General features: G+C 66.2%; 15 protein-coding genes and 1 tRNA gene. 5 read left to right on the plus strand and 11 right to left on the minus strand.

Features of this window, described 5'->3' with window-relative positions:
- Positions 1 to 749 precede the first annotated feature (749 nt).
- The 3 genes from KDJ86_RS01875 to KDJ86_RS01885 all read right to left on the minus strand — a co-directional run bounded on the left by KDJ86_RS01875 (position 750) and on the right by KDJ86_RS01885 (position 2,032).
- On the minus strand, positions 750 to 1,247 hold the full coding sequence (locus KDJ86_RS01875) for a DUF6650 family protein (RefSeq protein WP_291742144.1): 498 nt from the start codon (positions 1,245 to 1,247) through the stop codon (positions 750 to 752).
- Positions 1,248 to 1,330: 83 nt separating this feature from the next.
- Positions 1,331 to 1,407 (minus strand) — tRNA-Met (locus KDJ86_RS01880).
- A 187-nt stretch (positions 1,408 to 1,594) separates the two neighbouring features.
- Entirely contained in the window at positions 1,595 to 2,032 is a 438-nt protein-coding gene (locus tag KDJ86_RS01885; protein ID WP_291742145.1) for a hypothetical protein, read from the minus strand.
- A 500-nt stretch (positions 2,033 to 2,532) separates the two neighbouring features.
- Here KDJ86_RS01885 and glmM point away from each other — a divergent pair, with 500 nt between their 5' ends.
- From glmM to KDJ86_RS01900, 3 genes are read left to right on the plus strand one after another with little or no spacing between them, the layout of a single operon-like run.
- Positions 2,533 to 3,879: a phosphoglucosamine mutase gene (glmM, locus tag KDJ86_RS01890; protein ID WP_291742224.1), complete on the plus strand. Its 1,347-nt coding sequence runs from the start codon at positions 2,533 to 2,535 to the stop codon at positions 3,877 to 3,879.
- Positions 3,880 to 3,899: 20 nt separating this feature from the next.
- Complete coding sequence (locus KDJ86_RS01895) at positions 3,900 to 4,769, plus strand: sulfotransferase domain-containing protein (RefSeq protein WP_291742146.1); 870 nt, start codon at positions 3,900 to 3,902, stop codon at positions 4,767 to 4,769.
- Between the two features lie 33 nt (positions 4,770 to 4,802).
- The gene (locus tag KDJ86_RS01900; RefSeq protein WP_291742148.1) at positions 4,803 to 5,681 is read left to right on the plus strand and encodes a sulfotransferase domain-containing protein; all 879 of its coding nucleotides are present in this window, start codon (positions 4,803 to 4,805) and stop codon (positions 5,679 to 5,681) included.
- A 3-nt stretch (positions 5,682 to 5,684) separates the two neighbouring features.
- Here the strand turns inward: KDJ86_RS01900 and KDJ86_RS01905 are convergent, their stop codons facing one another.
- The 3 genes from KDJ86_RS01905 to KDJ86_RS01915 form a co-directional block, all read right to left on the minus strand.
- Positions 5,685 to 6,437: a copper homeostasis protein CutC gene (locus KDJ86_RS01905; RefSeq protein WP_291742149.1), complete on the minus strand. Its 753-nt coding sequence runs from the start codon at positions 6,435 to 6,437 to the stop codon at positions 5,685 to 5,687.
- An 87-nt stretch (positions 6,438 to 6,524) separates the two neighbouring features.
- A complete protein-coding gene (locus KDJ86_RS01910) occupies positions 6,525 to 7,577 on the minus strand; it encodes an SIS domain-containing protein (protein ID WP_291742151.1) in 1,053 nt (350 codons plus the stop codon).
- Positions 7,574 to 8,455 carry a glucosamine kinase nucleotide-binding domain-containing protein gene (locus tag KDJ86_RS01915; protein ID WP_291742154.1) on the minus strand — a complete coding sequence of 294 codons (882 nt, stop codon included), beginning with the start codon at positions 8,453 to 8,455 and terminating at the stop codon, positions 7,574 to 7,576. The genes KDJ86_RS01910 and KDJ86_RS01915 overlap by 4 nt, the downstream gene beginning before the upstream one ends.
- A 143-nt stretch (positions 8,456 to 8,598) precedes the next feature.
- Between KDJ86_RS01915 and KDJ86_RS01920 the strand changes: the two genes are divergently transcribed.
- Positions 8,599 to 9,480 carry an N-acetylmuramic acid 6-phosphate etherase gene (locus KDJ86_RS01920; RefSeq protein ID WP_291742157.1) on the plus strand — a complete coding sequence of 294 codons (882 nt, stop codon included), beginning with the start codon at positions 8,599 to 8,601 and terminating at the stop codon, positions 9,478 to 9,480.
- Positions 9,481 to 9,502: 22 nt separating this feature from the next.
- Here the strand turns inward: KDJ86_RS01920 and KDJ86_RS01925 are convergent, their stop codons facing one another.
- The 5 genes from KDJ86_RS01925 to KDJ86_RS01945 all read right to left on the minus strand — a co-directional run bounded on the left by KDJ86_RS01925 (position 9,503) and on the right by KDJ86_RS01945 (position 13,752).
- Positions 9,503 to 10,552, minus strand: coding sequence for an Ldh family oxidoreductase (locus KDJ86_RS01925; RefSeq protein WP_291742161.1), 1,050 nt, complete (start codon positions 10,550 to 10,552; stop codon positions 9,503 to 9,505).
- Between the two features lie 47 nt (positions 10,553 to 10,599).
- On the minus strand, positions 10,600 to 11,274 hold the full coding sequence (locus KDJ86_RS01930) for a YjbE family putative metal transport protein (RefSeq protein WP_291742163.1): 675 nt from the start codon (positions 11,272 to 11,274) through the stop codon (positions 10,600 to 10,602).
- 29 nt (positions 11,275 to 11,303) lie between these two features.
- Positions 11,304 to 12,302 carry an aldo/keto reductase gene (locus KDJ86_RS01935; protein ID WP_291742165.1) on the minus strand — a complete coding sequence of 333 codons (999 nt, stop codon included), beginning with the start codon at positions 12,300 to 12,302 and terminating at the stop codon, positions 11,304 to 11,306.
- A gap of 153 nt (positions 12,303 to 12,455) precedes the next feature.
- Positions 12,456 to 12,719, minus strand: a complete 264-nt coding sequence (locus KDJ86_RS01940; protein WP_291742167.1) for a YMGG-like glycine zipper-containing protein — start codon at positions 12,717 to 12,719, stop codon at positions 12,456 to 12,458.
- Positions 12,720 to 12,846: 127 nt separating this feature from the next.
- The gene (locus tag KDJ86_RS01945; protein WP_291742171.1) at positions 12,847 to 13,752 is read right to left on the minus strand and encodes a protein-methionine-sulfoxide reductase heme-binding subunit MsrQ; all 906 of its coding nucleotides are present in this window, start codon (positions 13,750 to 13,752) and stop codon (positions 12,847 to 12,849) included.
- Positions 13,753 to 13,932: 180 nt separating this feature from the next.
- Between KDJ86_RS01945 and KDJ86_RS01950 the strand changes: the two genes are divergently transcribed.
- Complete coding sequence (locus KDJ86_RS01950) at positions 13,933 to 14,328, plus strand: hypothetical protein (protein ID WP_291742174.1); 396 nt, start codon at positions 13,933 to 13,935, stop codon at positions 14,326 to 14,328.
- Positions 14,329 to 14,407 lie beyond the last annotated feature (79 nt).

Below are 14,407 nucleotides of genomic sequence, written 5' to 3' on the forward strand. Positions count from 1 at the left end.
ACAGGCCCAACGCTACGAATATCCGCTGCAACTGCGCCAGTCACTCCAGGAGACGGCGGCACGTCTTGTACAGGAGGCGCGTATCGCTCAATCAACGAGGCCTATATCGGGCTCCTAGACTGCAATGATGGTAGCGGAGGAGGGACTTGAACCCCCGACACGCGGATTATGATGATGGCTCTTAGGATAAAAAACCACGTTAAAACAATCAGTTAGTAGACAAGCGGAAGAACAATCCGCGTGTCTGGTCTTCCTAATACATTGAAAAGAAACAGCTATCGGATTTGAGATTCAGATGAGCCTATGCCGAGCCTAATATCCACACCTTAGATTGTGGGTATCGTCGACTCGTCCTATAATTGAGCTAGGCAAGTACGCGTTGTACTTTAACAACTGGGTAGGACGAACGAACCGTCTTATTGACGGGGGAGAGTAGCCTTGACGGTTCGCTCCCCTCTTAATGATAGCTACTTATGAAACGATTGAGTCAAAAAGACATTGAAAACCTTTCTTTCAAGGAGAGTTACCGTGATCGAAAATCACGCGTAGAACACATCTACAATGAGATAAACACGCTGGGTCTCAACGACACACTGTTTATCGAGAAGGAGGAGTGGGTGTTGAAGAATCAACCAAGCATATATGCGTTTCCTTCGCGCATAAGAACCGGCGGTAGAAATTACAAAGTTAGAGCATTAGCAAACGATAGCGGTTTCGTCGTGACGCGCACAGCGTAGTCAGCCACCGCCCTACCCAGTTGTTAGAGTGCCATCTTCCCCTTCGGGAATGATTGCCGCGAGACCGTCCTCAACATCTAATCCGTAGGACGCGGCGAGTTTCGCAACGTGTACTCCAAATACGCCACGCATCTCACCTAGCGCGCCATTGAAGACCCAACTCGCCCAGTGCCCGCGTTCCGCACCGTAGGCGACTGTTTCGCTTCGTTCCCCGACCGTGTTGAGGAACTTTCGACAGGCGGCACGCATCGCTCGGATCGTCTCGCTTATTTCGCTCTGCTCTCCGATTTGCGACAACTCTCCGGTCAGGAAGCGACGTATCTCAAGAACCGAATCGACGCAGTGATGGGGAATCTCCATCTCTGACGGGACATACAGAACCCGCCGGTCTTCGAGGAATGTCACGATCCTCCTGGCGACAGTCACGTCCGCTTGAGGCGGATTCCACGAAACGCCAAATATCGGACTGCTCAGACCGGTGATGCGGGAGAGGACTTCTTTGAACCTCATTTGCCACCCCCTGTTTTGCCCGAATTTTCTGAGCCTATGCCGAGCCTAGCGCCAACAAAAACCAGCTAACTCATTGAAATATTTGGTAGCGGAGGAGGGACTTGAACCCCCGACACGCGGATTATGATTCCGCTGCTCTAACCAACTGAGCTACTCCGCCAGGGCCCGTCTGCCGGGCGCCGCCGCATATAAGGAGCGGGGCCGAATCCTGTCAAGCAAGGCGGTTCGCAATCGGCTTGGATTTGGCGAAAGGCGCCCCGGTGCCGGCCGGATTTCGGCACCTCTCCGGGATTCGGGTCGCGGGACCGGCGATTGGGCCGATCCCGCCACAACGGATCACGGTCGGGCTAGTAGCAGGACAGGACCCAATCGCATGCGAAGGGATCGCTGATGTCATAGCCGCAGGTCTGGACCCAGTCGCAGTTGCGCTCCCCGCTCCGCATCGAACCGCCGGTCTTCACCGCCGCGATCTTGTCGAGAAGGTACTGGTCGTCGCCGGCGAGTGCCTTGGCTTCTCCGAGGATCGTCGAGACGTCATAGGCCTTGCTGGCATTGTCCGGCCCGCTGACGGCGCCGAGACTGGCCAGGATTTCCGCTCCGACCAGCATCATCATCGGGTTCTTCTCGGCCCGGCCGAGAGCAACAATCCCGGTGCCGACCTTCACCTTGGTCTGAAGCTCGGCGGCCTGCTGGGCGGTTGGCTGCATGGCGTCCTGGGCGTAGCCGGCCCCGGTCAGGCACGCCAGTGCGACCGCGCCCGCGGCCAGCGATGTAAGAATCTTCATGGTCATTCCTCCTTGAATCAACGGGAGATCGCGCCTCGCGCCCTGCGCCAGCGGCGACCCGGGTTCAATTACGCAGGACGAGTGATGTATTTACAACCGCTCCGTGTCCTCAAGGCGCTCACTTTTTGACGAGGATGGGATGGCTCTGCGACCGAGTCGTGGCACGCCTCCGCCGGCACAGGGGCCTGCGCGGTCGCGGGGATGTCGCCCGGCGCGACCGGCAGGAGCCGGGACGCATCGGCCTGGCTGGCGACCGGCATCCCTGTTCCATCGCGGCGCCGCTGGACGCCGTGAAGCGAGCGATTCCCCGTCGCCAGGGCAGGAGTCGCGGCGCGGCGGGCGCGAACTGTCTTCAGGCACGGCCGGCCGGATCCAGGAAATCGAGCCTATTCAATGGCTTATTGGCGCAATCGCGGGATGTTTCGCCAATTCGTCATTTTTCAACGTCATTTCGCCACGATCGCGCTAAGACAGGGCCCGCCAGACGGCAGACGAGGAATCTGATGGCGAAATATTTCGGCACTGACGGGATTCGTGGCCGGGCCAATCGGCCGCCGATCACGCCGGAGATCGCGATGAAGGTCGGCATGGCCGCCGGCATCGTGTTCAGGAATGGCGATCATCGCCACCGGGTGGTGATCGGCAAGGACACGCGGTTGTCGAGCTACATGATCGAGAACGCGCTGACCGCCGGCTTCCTGTCGGTCGGCATCGACGTCCTGCTGACCGGGCCGGTTCCCACGCCGGGCATTGCCATGCTCACCCGGTCGATGCGCTGCGATCTCGGTGTCATGATTTCCGCCTCCCACAATCCTTTCGATGACAACGGCATCAAGCTGTTCGGACCGGACGGCGCCAAGCTGTCGGATGAGACCGAGGCGGAAATCGAGGCGCTGATCGATGCCGACCTCGACGACCGGCTCGCGGCGCCGGATGCGCTCGGCCGCGCCAGGCGCATCGACGGCGTCAGCGATCGCTATATCGAATACGCCAAGCGCACCCTGCCGCGTTCGCTGTCCCTGGAGGGCATGCGGGTGGTCATCGACTGCGCCAACGGCGCCGGCTACCGGGTCGCGCCGGACGCGCTTTGGGAGCTTGGCGCCGAGGTGGTTTCGCTCGGGGTGGAGCCCGACGGCTTCAACATCAACCGCGAAGTCGGATCGACCGCGCCGGAAACGCTCGCCGCGAAGGTCCGCGAGGTGCGCGCCGATATCGGTATCGCCCTCGATGGCGACGCCGATCGCGCGGTGGTCGTCGACGAACACGGCCAACTGATCGACGGTGACCAGATCATGGCCGCGATCGCCACCTCCTGGGCGGACCAGGGCCTCCTGTCGAAGCCCGGCATCGTGGTGACGGTGATGTCGAATCTCGGTCTCGAGCGCTACCTTGCCGGCAAGGGTCTCGGCCTCGTCCGGACGTCGGTCGGCGACCGCCATGTCGCCGAGGCGATGCGCCTCGAGGGCTATAATCTCGGCGGCGAGCAGTCGGGCCACATCATCCTGTCCGACTATACGACGACGGGCGACGGCCTCGTCGCGGCGCTGCAGCTGCTTGCCGTCGTTCGCAATCTCGGCAAGCCGGTCAGCGAGGTCTGCCATTTGTTCGAGCCGCTGCCGCAGGTTCTCAGGAGCGTGCGCACCGGCGGCAAGCGCCCTCTCGAAAACGGCGCCGTCCGCCAGATGATCGCGGATCTCAATGCGAGCCTCGGCGATAATGGCCGGATTCTCGTCCGTGCCTCCGGTACCGAGCCGGTCATCCGGGTGATGGCCGAGGGCGACGACTCGCAGGTGATCTCGGCCATCGTCGACGACCTGGTCGCCGCGCTCAGCGAAGCCGCCGCCTAGATGAAGGGGCGAGGCACGGGATGATCGCAGTCGATCCAGCCAATCCGCGGGGCATCGTATGGATCGCCTCCTATCCGAAGTCCGGCAATACCTGGGTGCGGGTGTTCATACACCACCTGTTGCGGATGGCGGCCGGCAAGCCGCTTGAGGAGCATGATATCGACGAGCTCCACCGGACCAGCCGCAGCGCGGCGGGCCGCATCGACCTCTACGAGCGTTTCCTCGGCAAGCCCGTCGAATCCGCAAACCCGAAGGAGCTCGCCGAGGTCCGGCTGCAGGTGCAGCAGGCGATCGCCGAAGAGGCCGAGGGCATCGTCTTCGCCAAGACCCATTCGTTTCTTGGCCGGATATTCGACTATCCGATGATCAATCGCGCCTATTCGGCCGGCGGCGTCTACATCGTCCGCAACCCGCTCGACGTCGTGATCTCGCTGTCCCACCACCTCGATGTCCCGATCGACAAGGCCATCCGCTCGCTCGGCGCGAGCCTCAACTCCCCGATAACGATCGAGACCACCGCGCAGGAGATCTGGGGCTCGTGGACGGAGAATGTCGCGACCTGGACGGCTGATCCCAATCCCGCGGTCCACGTCGTACGCTACGAGGATCTCGTCGCCGATCCGCGTGGCCGTTTCGACGAGATGGTCGAACACCTTCGCCTCGACGTCACGCCGGAGCAGATCGGCGAAGCCGTGGCGCTCGCTTCCTTCGACCGGATGCGCGCCGCCGAGGAAAGGGGAGGTTTCGTCGAGCGTCCGGATCACGCCGAGCATTTCTTCCGGGAAGGTCGGGCCGGCCAGTGGCGCGAGGTCCTCACTCCCGAACAGATCGAGCGCATCGTTCAGGATCACGGCGAGCAGATGGCCCGTTTCGGCTATCTCCCGAACTGACCGGCCGCGCGCGGCAACCACCACGGAAATCCGATGATCAATCTCAGCAAGACACGGCCGCGCGGCATCATCTGGCTCGCCTCCTATCCGCGATCCGGCATGACCTGGGTGCAGGCCTTCATCTATGGCCTGGTCAAGACGCTCAGCGATCCCGATTTCGAAGAGCTCTACATCGAGCGGATCGGCGATTTCTCCGACTCCGAACACAGCGCCGGGCAGTACAAGTCGCATCTCGGCAAGCCGGCCTTCCGCGCCACGCCGGCCGAGATCGCCGCGGTGCGGCCAAAGGTACAGGCCGACATCGCGGCGCGGTGGAAGCGGCCGGTCTTCGTCGGCACCCACAACGCCAATGCCATCGATTACGGCTACCCGCTGGTCAACCTGTCGGTCAGCGCCGGTGCCGTCTACCTCCTGCGCAATCCCCTCGACGTTGCCGTTTCCCTCGCCCATTTCCGGGGCCTGTCCATCGACCAGGCGATCGAGGAGATGGCGGTGTCGGGCTTCGCCATCGCCCCCGATCGCGAGAATGTCCGCGTCGTCGCCGCTTCCTGGTCGGAAAACGTCCGGAGCTGGACCGAGCACCCGCACCCCGTCATGCTGGTGACGCGCTACGAGGACCTGGCGGAGAAGCCGGCCGAGAGCTTCCGCGCCATCGCCCGCCATCTCTTGATGACGCCATCCGACGAGCAGCTCGGGAAGGTGATCGCGATGGCCGCCTTCGACAGGTTGAGGGAGCAGGAAGCGGCCGATGGCTTCGCCGGCAGGCCGGAGACCTCGGCCGAGCCCTTCTTCCGGGTTGGCCAGCCGGGTCGGTGGCGCGATGTCCTGACGCCGTCCCAGGTCGATCGGGTGGTCTCGGCGCACCGCCCGATGATGAAGAAGTTCGGCTACCTGCCGGAAGGAACGGCTTAGCCTCTACCCCGACGCCTTGTTCGCCGCGGCGATGATCGAGGCGACCGGCTGGACATGCGTGTCGAGCCGGTCATATTCCGGCGGCCGCAGCTCCCCGCCCATATAGACGTCGCCGCGGCGGAAGCGCATGGCGCTCGGCGTCGGCGTCAGGGCCGCGAAGTGGTACTCGCGCGCGCCGGTGGTCCCGACCACGCGGGCGGCTGTCCGTTCGGTGATGCCGCCGGGCATGACGATGATGCGGTCACCGGCGGCCTTGACCAGGTCGCGGACCAGCTCGGCGCCTTCCAGAACGGTCGGTGCCTGGCCGGTGGTGAGCACCCGATCGACGCCGAGCTCGATCAGCGTCTCCAGCGCCGCCATCGGATCCGGTGTCATGTCGAAGGCGCGATGGAAGGTGATCGACGCGGGCCGCGCGCGGTCGATCAGGCGCTTGGTCACCGCGACGTCGATATTGCCGTCGGGGTCGAGGGCGCCGAAGACGAAGCCGTCGACGCCGGCCGACTTGATCGTGGCGATGTCGGTCTCCATCGCCACCAGTTCCTCGACGCCGTAGAGGAAGTCGCCGCCGCGCGGCCGGATGATCACGTGGATGCCGATATTCTGGATCTCGCGGGCGACGAGGATCGTCCCGAGGCTCGGTGTCGTTCCGCCTTCGATCAGCCCGGCGCAGAGCTCGACCCGCGCCGCGCCCGCGTCGCGGGCGGCGACGATGCCGCGGATCGAATCGACGCAAATCTCAAACCTGATGTCGCTCACCGACTGACCACCTTTCTCGTTCGGAATCCGCGCGCCTGACTTTCTGGACCGGATGGCCGGCGGTGCGCAACACCGGATGTCGCGGCGCTACCGGGTCTCCGTCACCTTGCTGAGATGCGGCGGCCGGTCCGGGTCGAAGCCGCGTGCCCGCGAGACCGCCTCGGCGAGCGGGTAGAAACTCTGGATCGTCGCCAGCGGCTGGGCGAAAGGGTGGATGCCGGCGGCGCCCGGAAGCGCCAGCGCATCGGTGATCGCCGCCGGCCCACAGGCGATGACCGGGACGTCGCGTCCGGTCAGGTCGGCGCCGGTGCCGGCGAGCTCGGGCAGCGCCTGGTCGTCCTGGCTGAAAAGCATCACCGGGAAGTCGGGCCCGGCAAGGCGCAGCGGGCCGTGCTTCATCTCGGCCGAGCTCAGCGCCTCGGCGTGGATGCCGGAGGTCTCCTTGAGCTTCAGGGCGGCTTCCTGGGCCACCGCGAAGCCGGGGCCACGTCCGATGACATATAGGCTTTGCGCGCCGGCCAGCATTGGCAACGCCGCCTGCCAGTCACGCGACAAGGCGTCGCCGAGTAGGTCGGGAAGCCGCTGGACGGTCTCCAGCAGGCCCGTGTCGCCGCTCCAGTGGGCGCCGAGCTGCAGGACGGCGGCGAGCGAGGCGATGTAGGACTTGGTCGCGGCGACGCTGCGTTCCGGTCCGGCATGGAGCGGCAGCACCACCTCGCATCGCTCGGCGAGCGGCGACTCCGTGTCGTTGACGATCGCCACGGTCAGCGCGCCGTCGTCGCCGGCGGCCTCCGCCAGCGTCACGAGGTCCGGGCTCTTTCCCGATTGCGATATGGCTATGAACAGCGCGTCGCGCATCCGTGGCCGCCGGCCGTAGATCGAGGCGACGGATGGCCCGACCGAAGCCACCACCGTGTCGAGATGGAGTTCGAGCAGGTATTTGGCATAGGTCGCGGCGCTGTCGGAGGAACCGCGGGCGCAGGTAACCGCGAATTGCGGCCGCCGGTCGCGAAGCCGCTTGCCGAGTTCCTCGCAGGTTGCCTCATTCGCGGCGATCAGCCGGGCCACCGCGTCCGGTGCCTCCCGCGTCTCGCCGAGCATCAGCGTCGGTGGGGTCTTCGCATCGGTGCTGTCGGTCATTCCCGTTCCTGCCTGGTGAAGGCTTGTTTCGCCATCAGAATGGCGCCGTCGGCTGCGTCGCTTTCCGGCTCGACGCAGACCGCACGATAGGGTGGGGCGAGCCACGGCAGGATCTCCGGAAAGACGCCGCCGATCATCGCCACCTTTGGCGCGCCGACCTCGAGCAGGCGGGCGACGGCGCGGGTCACGTCGCGGGCGGCTTCCTCGAGGATCGGGACCGCCAATGCGTCCCGGTTTTCGGCGTGGGCGAAGACGGCCGGCGAGAAGGTGCCATAGTCGCCGGGTGTCGCCTGCGATGCCCATTCGACGGCATTCTGGGCCTGGTTGTCGAAGCGGGCGAGGACCTCCTCGGCGAGCGGCGTCATCGGCGCCATGCCCTCCAGCGCCCACAGCGAGCGGCGGATGGCATTGCGCCCGATCATCATGCCGCTGCCCTCGTCGGCGATGTCGGCGCCCCAGCCGCTGACATTGATGCGCTCGCCATTGACGACGGCGAGGCCGGCAAAGCCGGTCCCGACGATCAGGATCGCGCCGTCGCGGTCGCCGCAGGCGCCGAGATAGGCGGCATAGGCGTCGGTATCGACCACCACGGAGGCGAAGGGATGCGGCTGTGCGAGGATGAAGTCGCGGTCCCAGGCCTGCTGCGTCCCGGCGAGCCCGAGGCCGGCATGGACGCGGCCGAGGTCCGCCTCGTCGAGGCCGGCTTCGGCGGCGGCTTCCCGGCAGGCCTTCAGCACTTCGGCGAAAGCCGGCTCCTTGAGCCGGGCATTGCTGGCGCCGGCCGATCCTTCGCCAAGCATGTTGCCCCGGGCGTCGCGCAGTCGCGCGCGCGTCCGCGTCGCGCCACCATCGACTCCGATGAACAAGGGATCCGTCATTCTTCCCCGCAGGTCTCGCCGCCGAAGCAATAGTGGAACACCCCCGCAAAGCCAACAGCAAAACCGGCCTGCTTCGCGGGCCGTTCCGCCGGCGTGCTACCAATGGCGAGACGATTCCTTCCGGCCGACCGGATTCCCGTTTGATGGACAGCACCGAGACGATCAGCCCCCGCTATGTCGGCCTCGACACCAGGGACGACGCGAACATCCTCGAAGCCCTTGTCGAAGGGCAGGAGAGGGCGGTCGCCGCCGCCCGGGCGGCGCGTCCGGCACTCGCCGCGGCCGCCGGTGCGATCGTCGGGCGGCTCGGCGATACCGGCCGGATCGTCTATATCGGCGCCGGCTCGTCCGGCATCATCGCGGCGCTCGATGGCATGGAGCTCGCCGGCACCTTCGGCTGGCCCGAGGAACGGGTCGCCTATCTGCTTGCCGAGGGCGACCGCATCAGGGCTTTTACCGGCGCGCCGGAGGACGATCCGGAGAACGGCCGCAAGGCGATCGCCTCGGTCGGTTCGGTGGCAAGGGACGTGGTCATCGCCGTTGCGGCCAGCGGCTCGACGCCGTTCACGCTCGCCGCGGTCGCGGCCGCCGCGGAGCAGGGCGCGCTGACGGTCGGCCTCGCCAGCAACGCCGATGCGCCGCTGCTTGCCGCGGTCGACCTGCCCGTCTTCCTCGATTCCGGGCCGGAGGTGATCGTCGGTTCGACACGGATGGCGGCCGGCACCGCGCAAAAGGCGGCGCTCAACATGCTGTCGACGCTGGTCATGATCCGCCTCGGCAGGGTCATCGACGGCCTGATGGTCGATGTCCTGGTCGACAATACCAAGCTGCGGCTCAGGGCGATCCGGATGCTGGCCTGTCTTGCCGGCTGCGACGAGGCGGCAGCCGGCAAAGCGCTCGATGCCTGCGGCGGACGGGTCAGGCCCGCCGCTCTCGTCGCCCGCGGCCTTTCACGCGGGGAGGCCGAGGCGGCACTCGCCAATGCCGGCGGCAATCTCCGCAAGGCGCTGGCGTCGCTCGGCTGACCTCCGCCAGCCGCGCGCCGCCTTAGATCGTCGCTGGCATCGCCACGCCGAACGTCTCGGCCCAGGGGGCAAGCTTGTCGATGATGCCCGGGTAGAGCGCGAGGCCGTGACGCATGGCGTCGTGCTTCCTCGCCAGCGCCCGCTCGCCCGGAAGCCGGACCTTCTCCACCCCGACGGCGGGCCGCGACGCGTGGCAGAGCGAGACAAGTTCGCTGGTTGCGTCGGTAAAGACCGCGCGGCCGGCAAAGGCTTCCGGCTCGAAGATCTGGATGAAGATCGCCGCGCCCCAATAGCCGGGCTGCGGCGCGCGCTTGTCGCCCGACAGGCCCTGGCTCAGCGACTCGACGACCAGCGCCATGCCGTAGCCCTTGTGGCCGTGGTCGTGGCCGCCGGTCGGCAGCAGGGACCCCTTCGGCTCCTCGAAGAGGATGCGCGGGTCGTTGGTCGCGTTGCCGGCATGGTCCTGCGCCCATTTGCCGGGAAAGTGCTCGCCATTGGCATTGAGGCGGCCGGCCATGCCGTTGGTGGTGATCGAGCTGCTCATGTCGATGAGGATCGGGTCGCGCGTCGTCGGGATGCCGACGGCGAAGGGGTCGGGCGTGAAGACCGGGTCGAGCCCGCCAAACGGCGCCACCGAGGCGACCGCCGGATCGGACGAAGCGATGACGACGACCTGACCCCGGTTGGTGGCGCGGGTCAGATAGGCGGCGAGGCAGGCGATGTGGTGGGACTCGCGGACCGACACCGTCGCGACGCCATAGTCGCGCGCCCTTTCGCAGGCGATGTCGATCGCCTTGGCCGTGATCCACACGCCGGAGAGCCGTCTGGCGTCCCAGAGCAGCGCCGCCTTGTGGTCGGAGAGGACCTCCGGTTCGCCCGTCGCCCGCATCGCGCCGGTTCCGATCTCCTTGAGGTAGTTCGGTGCGAGCGCGAGACCGTGGGTATCGTGGCCCATCAGGTCGGCCTCGACGAGGATTTCGGCGACTGTCGCGGGCTTGTCGCCGTCCATGCCGGCCGCGGCGAACAGGGCGGTTGTGAAGTCGATCAGGTCGGCGGCGCGGTAGCGGGTCATGATTCCTCCTCGTCCGGAAACCACGACCATAGCAGAGCCCGCGCGGTTCAGATCAGCCCGCTATCGACCGCGTGCATCACCTCCCGGGCGCCGTCCCAGATCATCGCGACGGCGACCCAGGCGATCAGGATGAGGCCGAGATAGGCGATCCAGCGATGGCGGTTGAGCAGTCGCGCGATCAGCGTTGCCGCCAGGCCCATCAGCGCGACCGAAAGGGCAAGACCGACCACCAGCACCCAGAGATGATGGCGGGCGGTGCCGGCGACCGCCAGCACGTTGTCGAGCGACATCGAGACATCGGCGACGACAATCTGGGTCAGCGCCTGTTTCAGCGTCTTGCATTGCGGCTTGGCTCCGGCCCCGGATGCGCCGGTGACCGGCCTGCCGTAGAGCTTGCCATCGAGTTCCGCATCGAGCGCGTCGGTGGCGAGCGCCGCCCGCGCGAAACCGCCCGAACGCAGCTCGCGCCACAGCTTCCAGGAGACCCAGAGCAGGAGCAGGCCGCCGGCCAGGACCAGGCCGATGACGTTGAGCAGCTCGGCGGTGAAGACGGCGAAGACGATTCTCAGTCCCGCCGCCGCCACGATGCCGAAGACGATCGCCTTCTTGCGGAGTTCGATCGGAAGCCCCGCCGCCGCCATGCCGACGACCACCGCATTGTCGCCGGCAAGGACGAGGTCGATGATGATGACGGTGGCGAGTGCGGTGAGTTCCGAATGCATCAAATGGCGATGGGTTGGGCGAAAGCGGCTTACGCCGGAACCGGGGCGGTCGCCGCGATCAGTTTCTCGTTCTTCAGGTCGCTCCACAGCGATCCGGGAATGTCGGTCTCCCACCATTCGAGGATCTGGCTCAGTTCCTCGGCCGAGCGCGGGCCGGGAATGATGCTCGCCACGGCGGGGTGGGCGAGGGGAAAGCGCAGCGCGGCCGCCGGCAACGGAACCCCGTGCGCGTCGCAGACCCGCGCGATGGCCTTGACGCGGGTCATCACGTCGTCCGGGGCCTTGATGTAGTTCCAGGTCTCGCGGCCGACCAGGATGCCGGAATTGAAGGGACCGCCGACGACGATCGACGCGCCATGCTTCTCGACCGCCGGCAGCATCGATTCCAGCGGCTCCTGCTCCAGCAGCGTGTAGCGTCCGGCGAGCAGGAAGCAGTCCCATTGGGCATGCGACAGGGCATCGGCGATGGGCCTGGCCTCGTTGACGCCGATGCCGATCGCCTTGATCTCGCCGCTCGACCGCAGCTCGTCGAGCGCCTTGGCGGCGCCGTCCATCGCCGCCGCATGCATTTTCGGCTGGGTCTCGGCGCCGTGGGTGAACGTATCGATGTCGTGGATATAGAGGATGTCGATGCGGTTGAGGCCGAGCCGCTGGAGGCTGTCCTCGTAGGAGCGCATCACCCCATCATAGGAATAGTCGAAATAAGGCTCGAAGGGCAGCGGCTGGCGCCAGTCGTCGCCCTGGTTCTGCTCGCCCTTGCGGGGGCGGAGCCGGCGTCCGACCTTGGTCGAGAGCGTCCAGCCCTCGAGATCGCGAAGCGAGTCGCCGACCAGCCGCTCGGAGCGGCCATAGCCGTAGAAGGGGGCGGTATCGAAATAGCGGATGCCCGAATCGAAGGCCTCGAGGCACAGAATCTTGGCGTCGGCGTCGGTGAGATCGGCCTGGTTGCCGCCAAGAGTCGCGCCGCCAAGGCCGAGCGTCGTCACTTCCGCGGCGGTGCGGCCAAGCTTGCGTGTTTCGAACTGCATGCGTTTCCCCCTTTATTGGTTTCTTTCGCAATGAACTGAACCCGCCAGATACATAGGCATCCTGCGCTCGGGTAGCTAGGTCGCGTGGCGGAACGATCGCCGCCCGGCGGCCTCATTGGCTGGGTCCGGGCGGATCAGGCGGGAATTGCGGGATCAGCGGAGGCAGGTGCCCTTGTAGCGCTTGCCGAAGATGTTGGTGCGCCAGCAGGAATAGCTGTGCTTGCCGATGACGTAGCCCGCGGCCGCGCCCGCCGCGCCGCCTATCGCCGCGCCGCCGAGCGTGCCGGTGGCCAGGGCGCCGACGGCCGCGCCGCCCGCCCCGCCGATCACCGCGCCGCGCTCGGCTCGGGTCGTCGTGCAGCCGCTCAGCGCCGCCGCGCTCATCATCAGGGCGAGTGCCAGGGTTGTCGCCTTCATCATCCGACCTCCTGTTCCGCTGCCGGCGCGCGGGCGAATCCGCGGCGGCTCGGCCAGACGAGGTGCAGTGATAGCGGAAAGTCCGGGTCGGCGAAATCGCGGAAACGCCGTGCGTTTCCTATTCTCCTCAGCCCGTCCGTCCGGCCGGCGCGCCGCGCGCCGCGGTGCCGCCGAATTTGGCCCGCTTGCGGATCTCGGAGGCCACCGTCACCGCGAGGCCGGCGAAGAGCACCCACCAGGCCGGCCTGATCTGGAAGGAGAAGTCGAGGTTGGCCATCAGCACCCGCTCGACGCTCACCCCGGTGGCGATGCCGTACCAGGCGGCCTCGACGACGACGGTAAGCAGGGCGGCGGCGACCGACAGGATGGTCAGCGGCACGAAGCCCTCCTTGTAGCCGCGCCTGGCCATGATCCGGTAGCCCATCAGCCAGAAATAGAGGCCGCTGACCAGCACCGGCTGGGTCACGTCGATCTTCGACTGCATGTAGTAGTGGAGGATCGCCAGCGGCGTGATGAAGTAGATCAGCTTGTGCAGGCGGCTCCAGCGGACACCGCCGAGCCGCTTCACCCAGCCGTCGGTCGAGGTGATGCCGAGCGCGATCAGCCCGAGCAGCGCGACGAAGCCGATCGTCAGGTAGATCCGCGTGACGATCTCCGTCGCCACGAAGCCGAGGTCGAGCTTGGAATCGAAGATGTAGAGGACGAAGTGGAGCAGGATATAGCAGAGCGCCGAGACGCCGATGATACGGCGCACCTGGATCAGCTTCGACCAGTCGAACAGCCGTCGCGCCGGGGTCACCGCGAGCGTCACCAGCAGCAGGTAGATCGTCCAGTCGCCGACGAAGTGGATCGCCTCGATATAGGGGCGGGGGCCGAGCGCGGTCTGTTCGGCCGGCATCCCGGTCAGCGAGCGATAGAGGAGCCACAGCGCCGGAAGGGTGACGAGAACCAGCACCGTCGCCTTGAACGGCGCGAACCGGCCGGCCCGGTCGTTCCAGGGGAGCTTCTGAGCGATCGTCTTGGTCTGGGCCACGTCTCGTTCTCCTCGCCCGCAATATTGGCGGCGGATCGGGTCCGCGCAATGCAGATACGCCGTTTGCGGCCTCACAGTCACGTCACGTATTCGTCAGGATTTCTCGCGTTCCGCGCCGCGCCGGCGTGATTGCTTGCGTGATTTGGGCTAAGCCGATGGCGGATGTCGGGAGGTTGCCGGATGGCCTATTGGTCGGCGCGCGTCATTTTGTGGCTGATTGCGGTTTGCTACGGCGTCTTCGCCTTCGGCCATGCGCTGAACATTTTCGGCATGGGCGGCTTCGACTGGGCGAACGCCCCGCTTTCCTGGCAGTTGATCGACGTTCTCTATCTCGCCGCCGACCTCGCCGTGGTCTACGGCTTCGTCCTGCTGCGGCCGATCGGCTTCGTCGCCTTCCTCGTCGCCGTGGTCAGCCAGTTCGTGCTCTATTGGGCGGTGGCGCCCGGCGCCGGCGCGGCGGATGCGGCCGGCTCGGCATTCCCTGGCTATTTCGTCCCCTTTCACGTGGCGACCATCGCATTGGTTCTGGTCGCCGTCTTCCTGCTGTGGCGGCGCGACGCGCGGGAGGCGGCGTAGGCGGCGACGCGGCGGGGGCCGGTTGCCGGTTGCGCCCTTGCCTTTCGCGGGACAGAGTCAGCGCGACCATCCACAAGGA

The sequence above is a fragment of the Bauldia sp. genome (assembly GCF_020442045.1).
Taxonomy (GTDB): domain Bacteria; phylum Pseudomonadota; class Alphaproteobacteria; order Rhizobiales; family Kaistiaceae; genus Bauldia.

Coding starts and splice junctions, on each gene's coding strand:
- KDJ86_RS01875 (WP_291742144.1), bottom strand. CDS start 1,247: ATGAGGTTCAAAGAAGTCCTCTCCCGCATCACCGGTCTGAGCAGTCCG.
- KDJ86_RS01885 (WP_291742145.1), bottom strand. CDS start 2,032: ATGAAGATTCTTACATCGCTGGCCGCGGGCGCGGTCGCACTGGCGTGC.
- KDJ86_RS01895 (WP_291742146.1), top strand. CDS start 3,900: ATGATCGCAGTCGATCCAGCCAATCCGCGGGGCATCGTATGGATCGCC.
- KDJ86_RS01900 (WP_291742148.1), top strand. CDS start 4,803: ATGATCAATCTCAGCAAGACACGGCCGCGCGGCATCATCTGGCTCGCC.
- KDJ86_RS01910 (WP_291742151.1), bottom strand. CDS start 7,577: ATGACCGACAGCACCGATGCGAAGACCCCACCGACGCTGATGCTCGGC.
- KDJ86_RS01915 (WP_291742154.1), bottom strand. CDS start 8,455: ATGACGGATCCCTTGTTCATCGGAGTCGATGGTGGCGCGACGCGGACG.
- KDJ86_RS01920 (WP_291742157.1), top strand. CDS start 8,599: ATGGACAGCACCGAGACGATCAGCCCCCGCTATGTCGGCCTCGACACC.
- KDJ86_RS01925 (WP_291742161.1), bottom strand. CDS start 10,552: ATGACCCGCTACCGCGCCGCCGACCTGATCGACTTCACAACCGCCCTG.
- KDJ86_RS01930 (WP_291742163.1), bottom strand. CDS start 11,274: ATGCATTCGGAACTCACCGCACTCGCCACCGTCATCATCATCGACCTC.
- KDJ86_RS01935 (WP_291742165.1), bottom strand. CDS start 12,302: ATGCAGTTCGAAACACGCAAGCTTGGCCGCACCGCCGCGGAAGTGACG.
- KDJ86_RS01940 (WP_291742167.1), bottom strand. CDS start 12,719: ATGAAGGCGACAACCCTGGCACTCGCCCTGATGATGAGCGCGGCGGCG.
- KDJ86_RS01950 (WP_291742174.1), top strand. CDS start 13,933: ATGGCCTATTGGTCGGCGCGCGTCATTTTGTGGCTGATTGCGGTTTGC.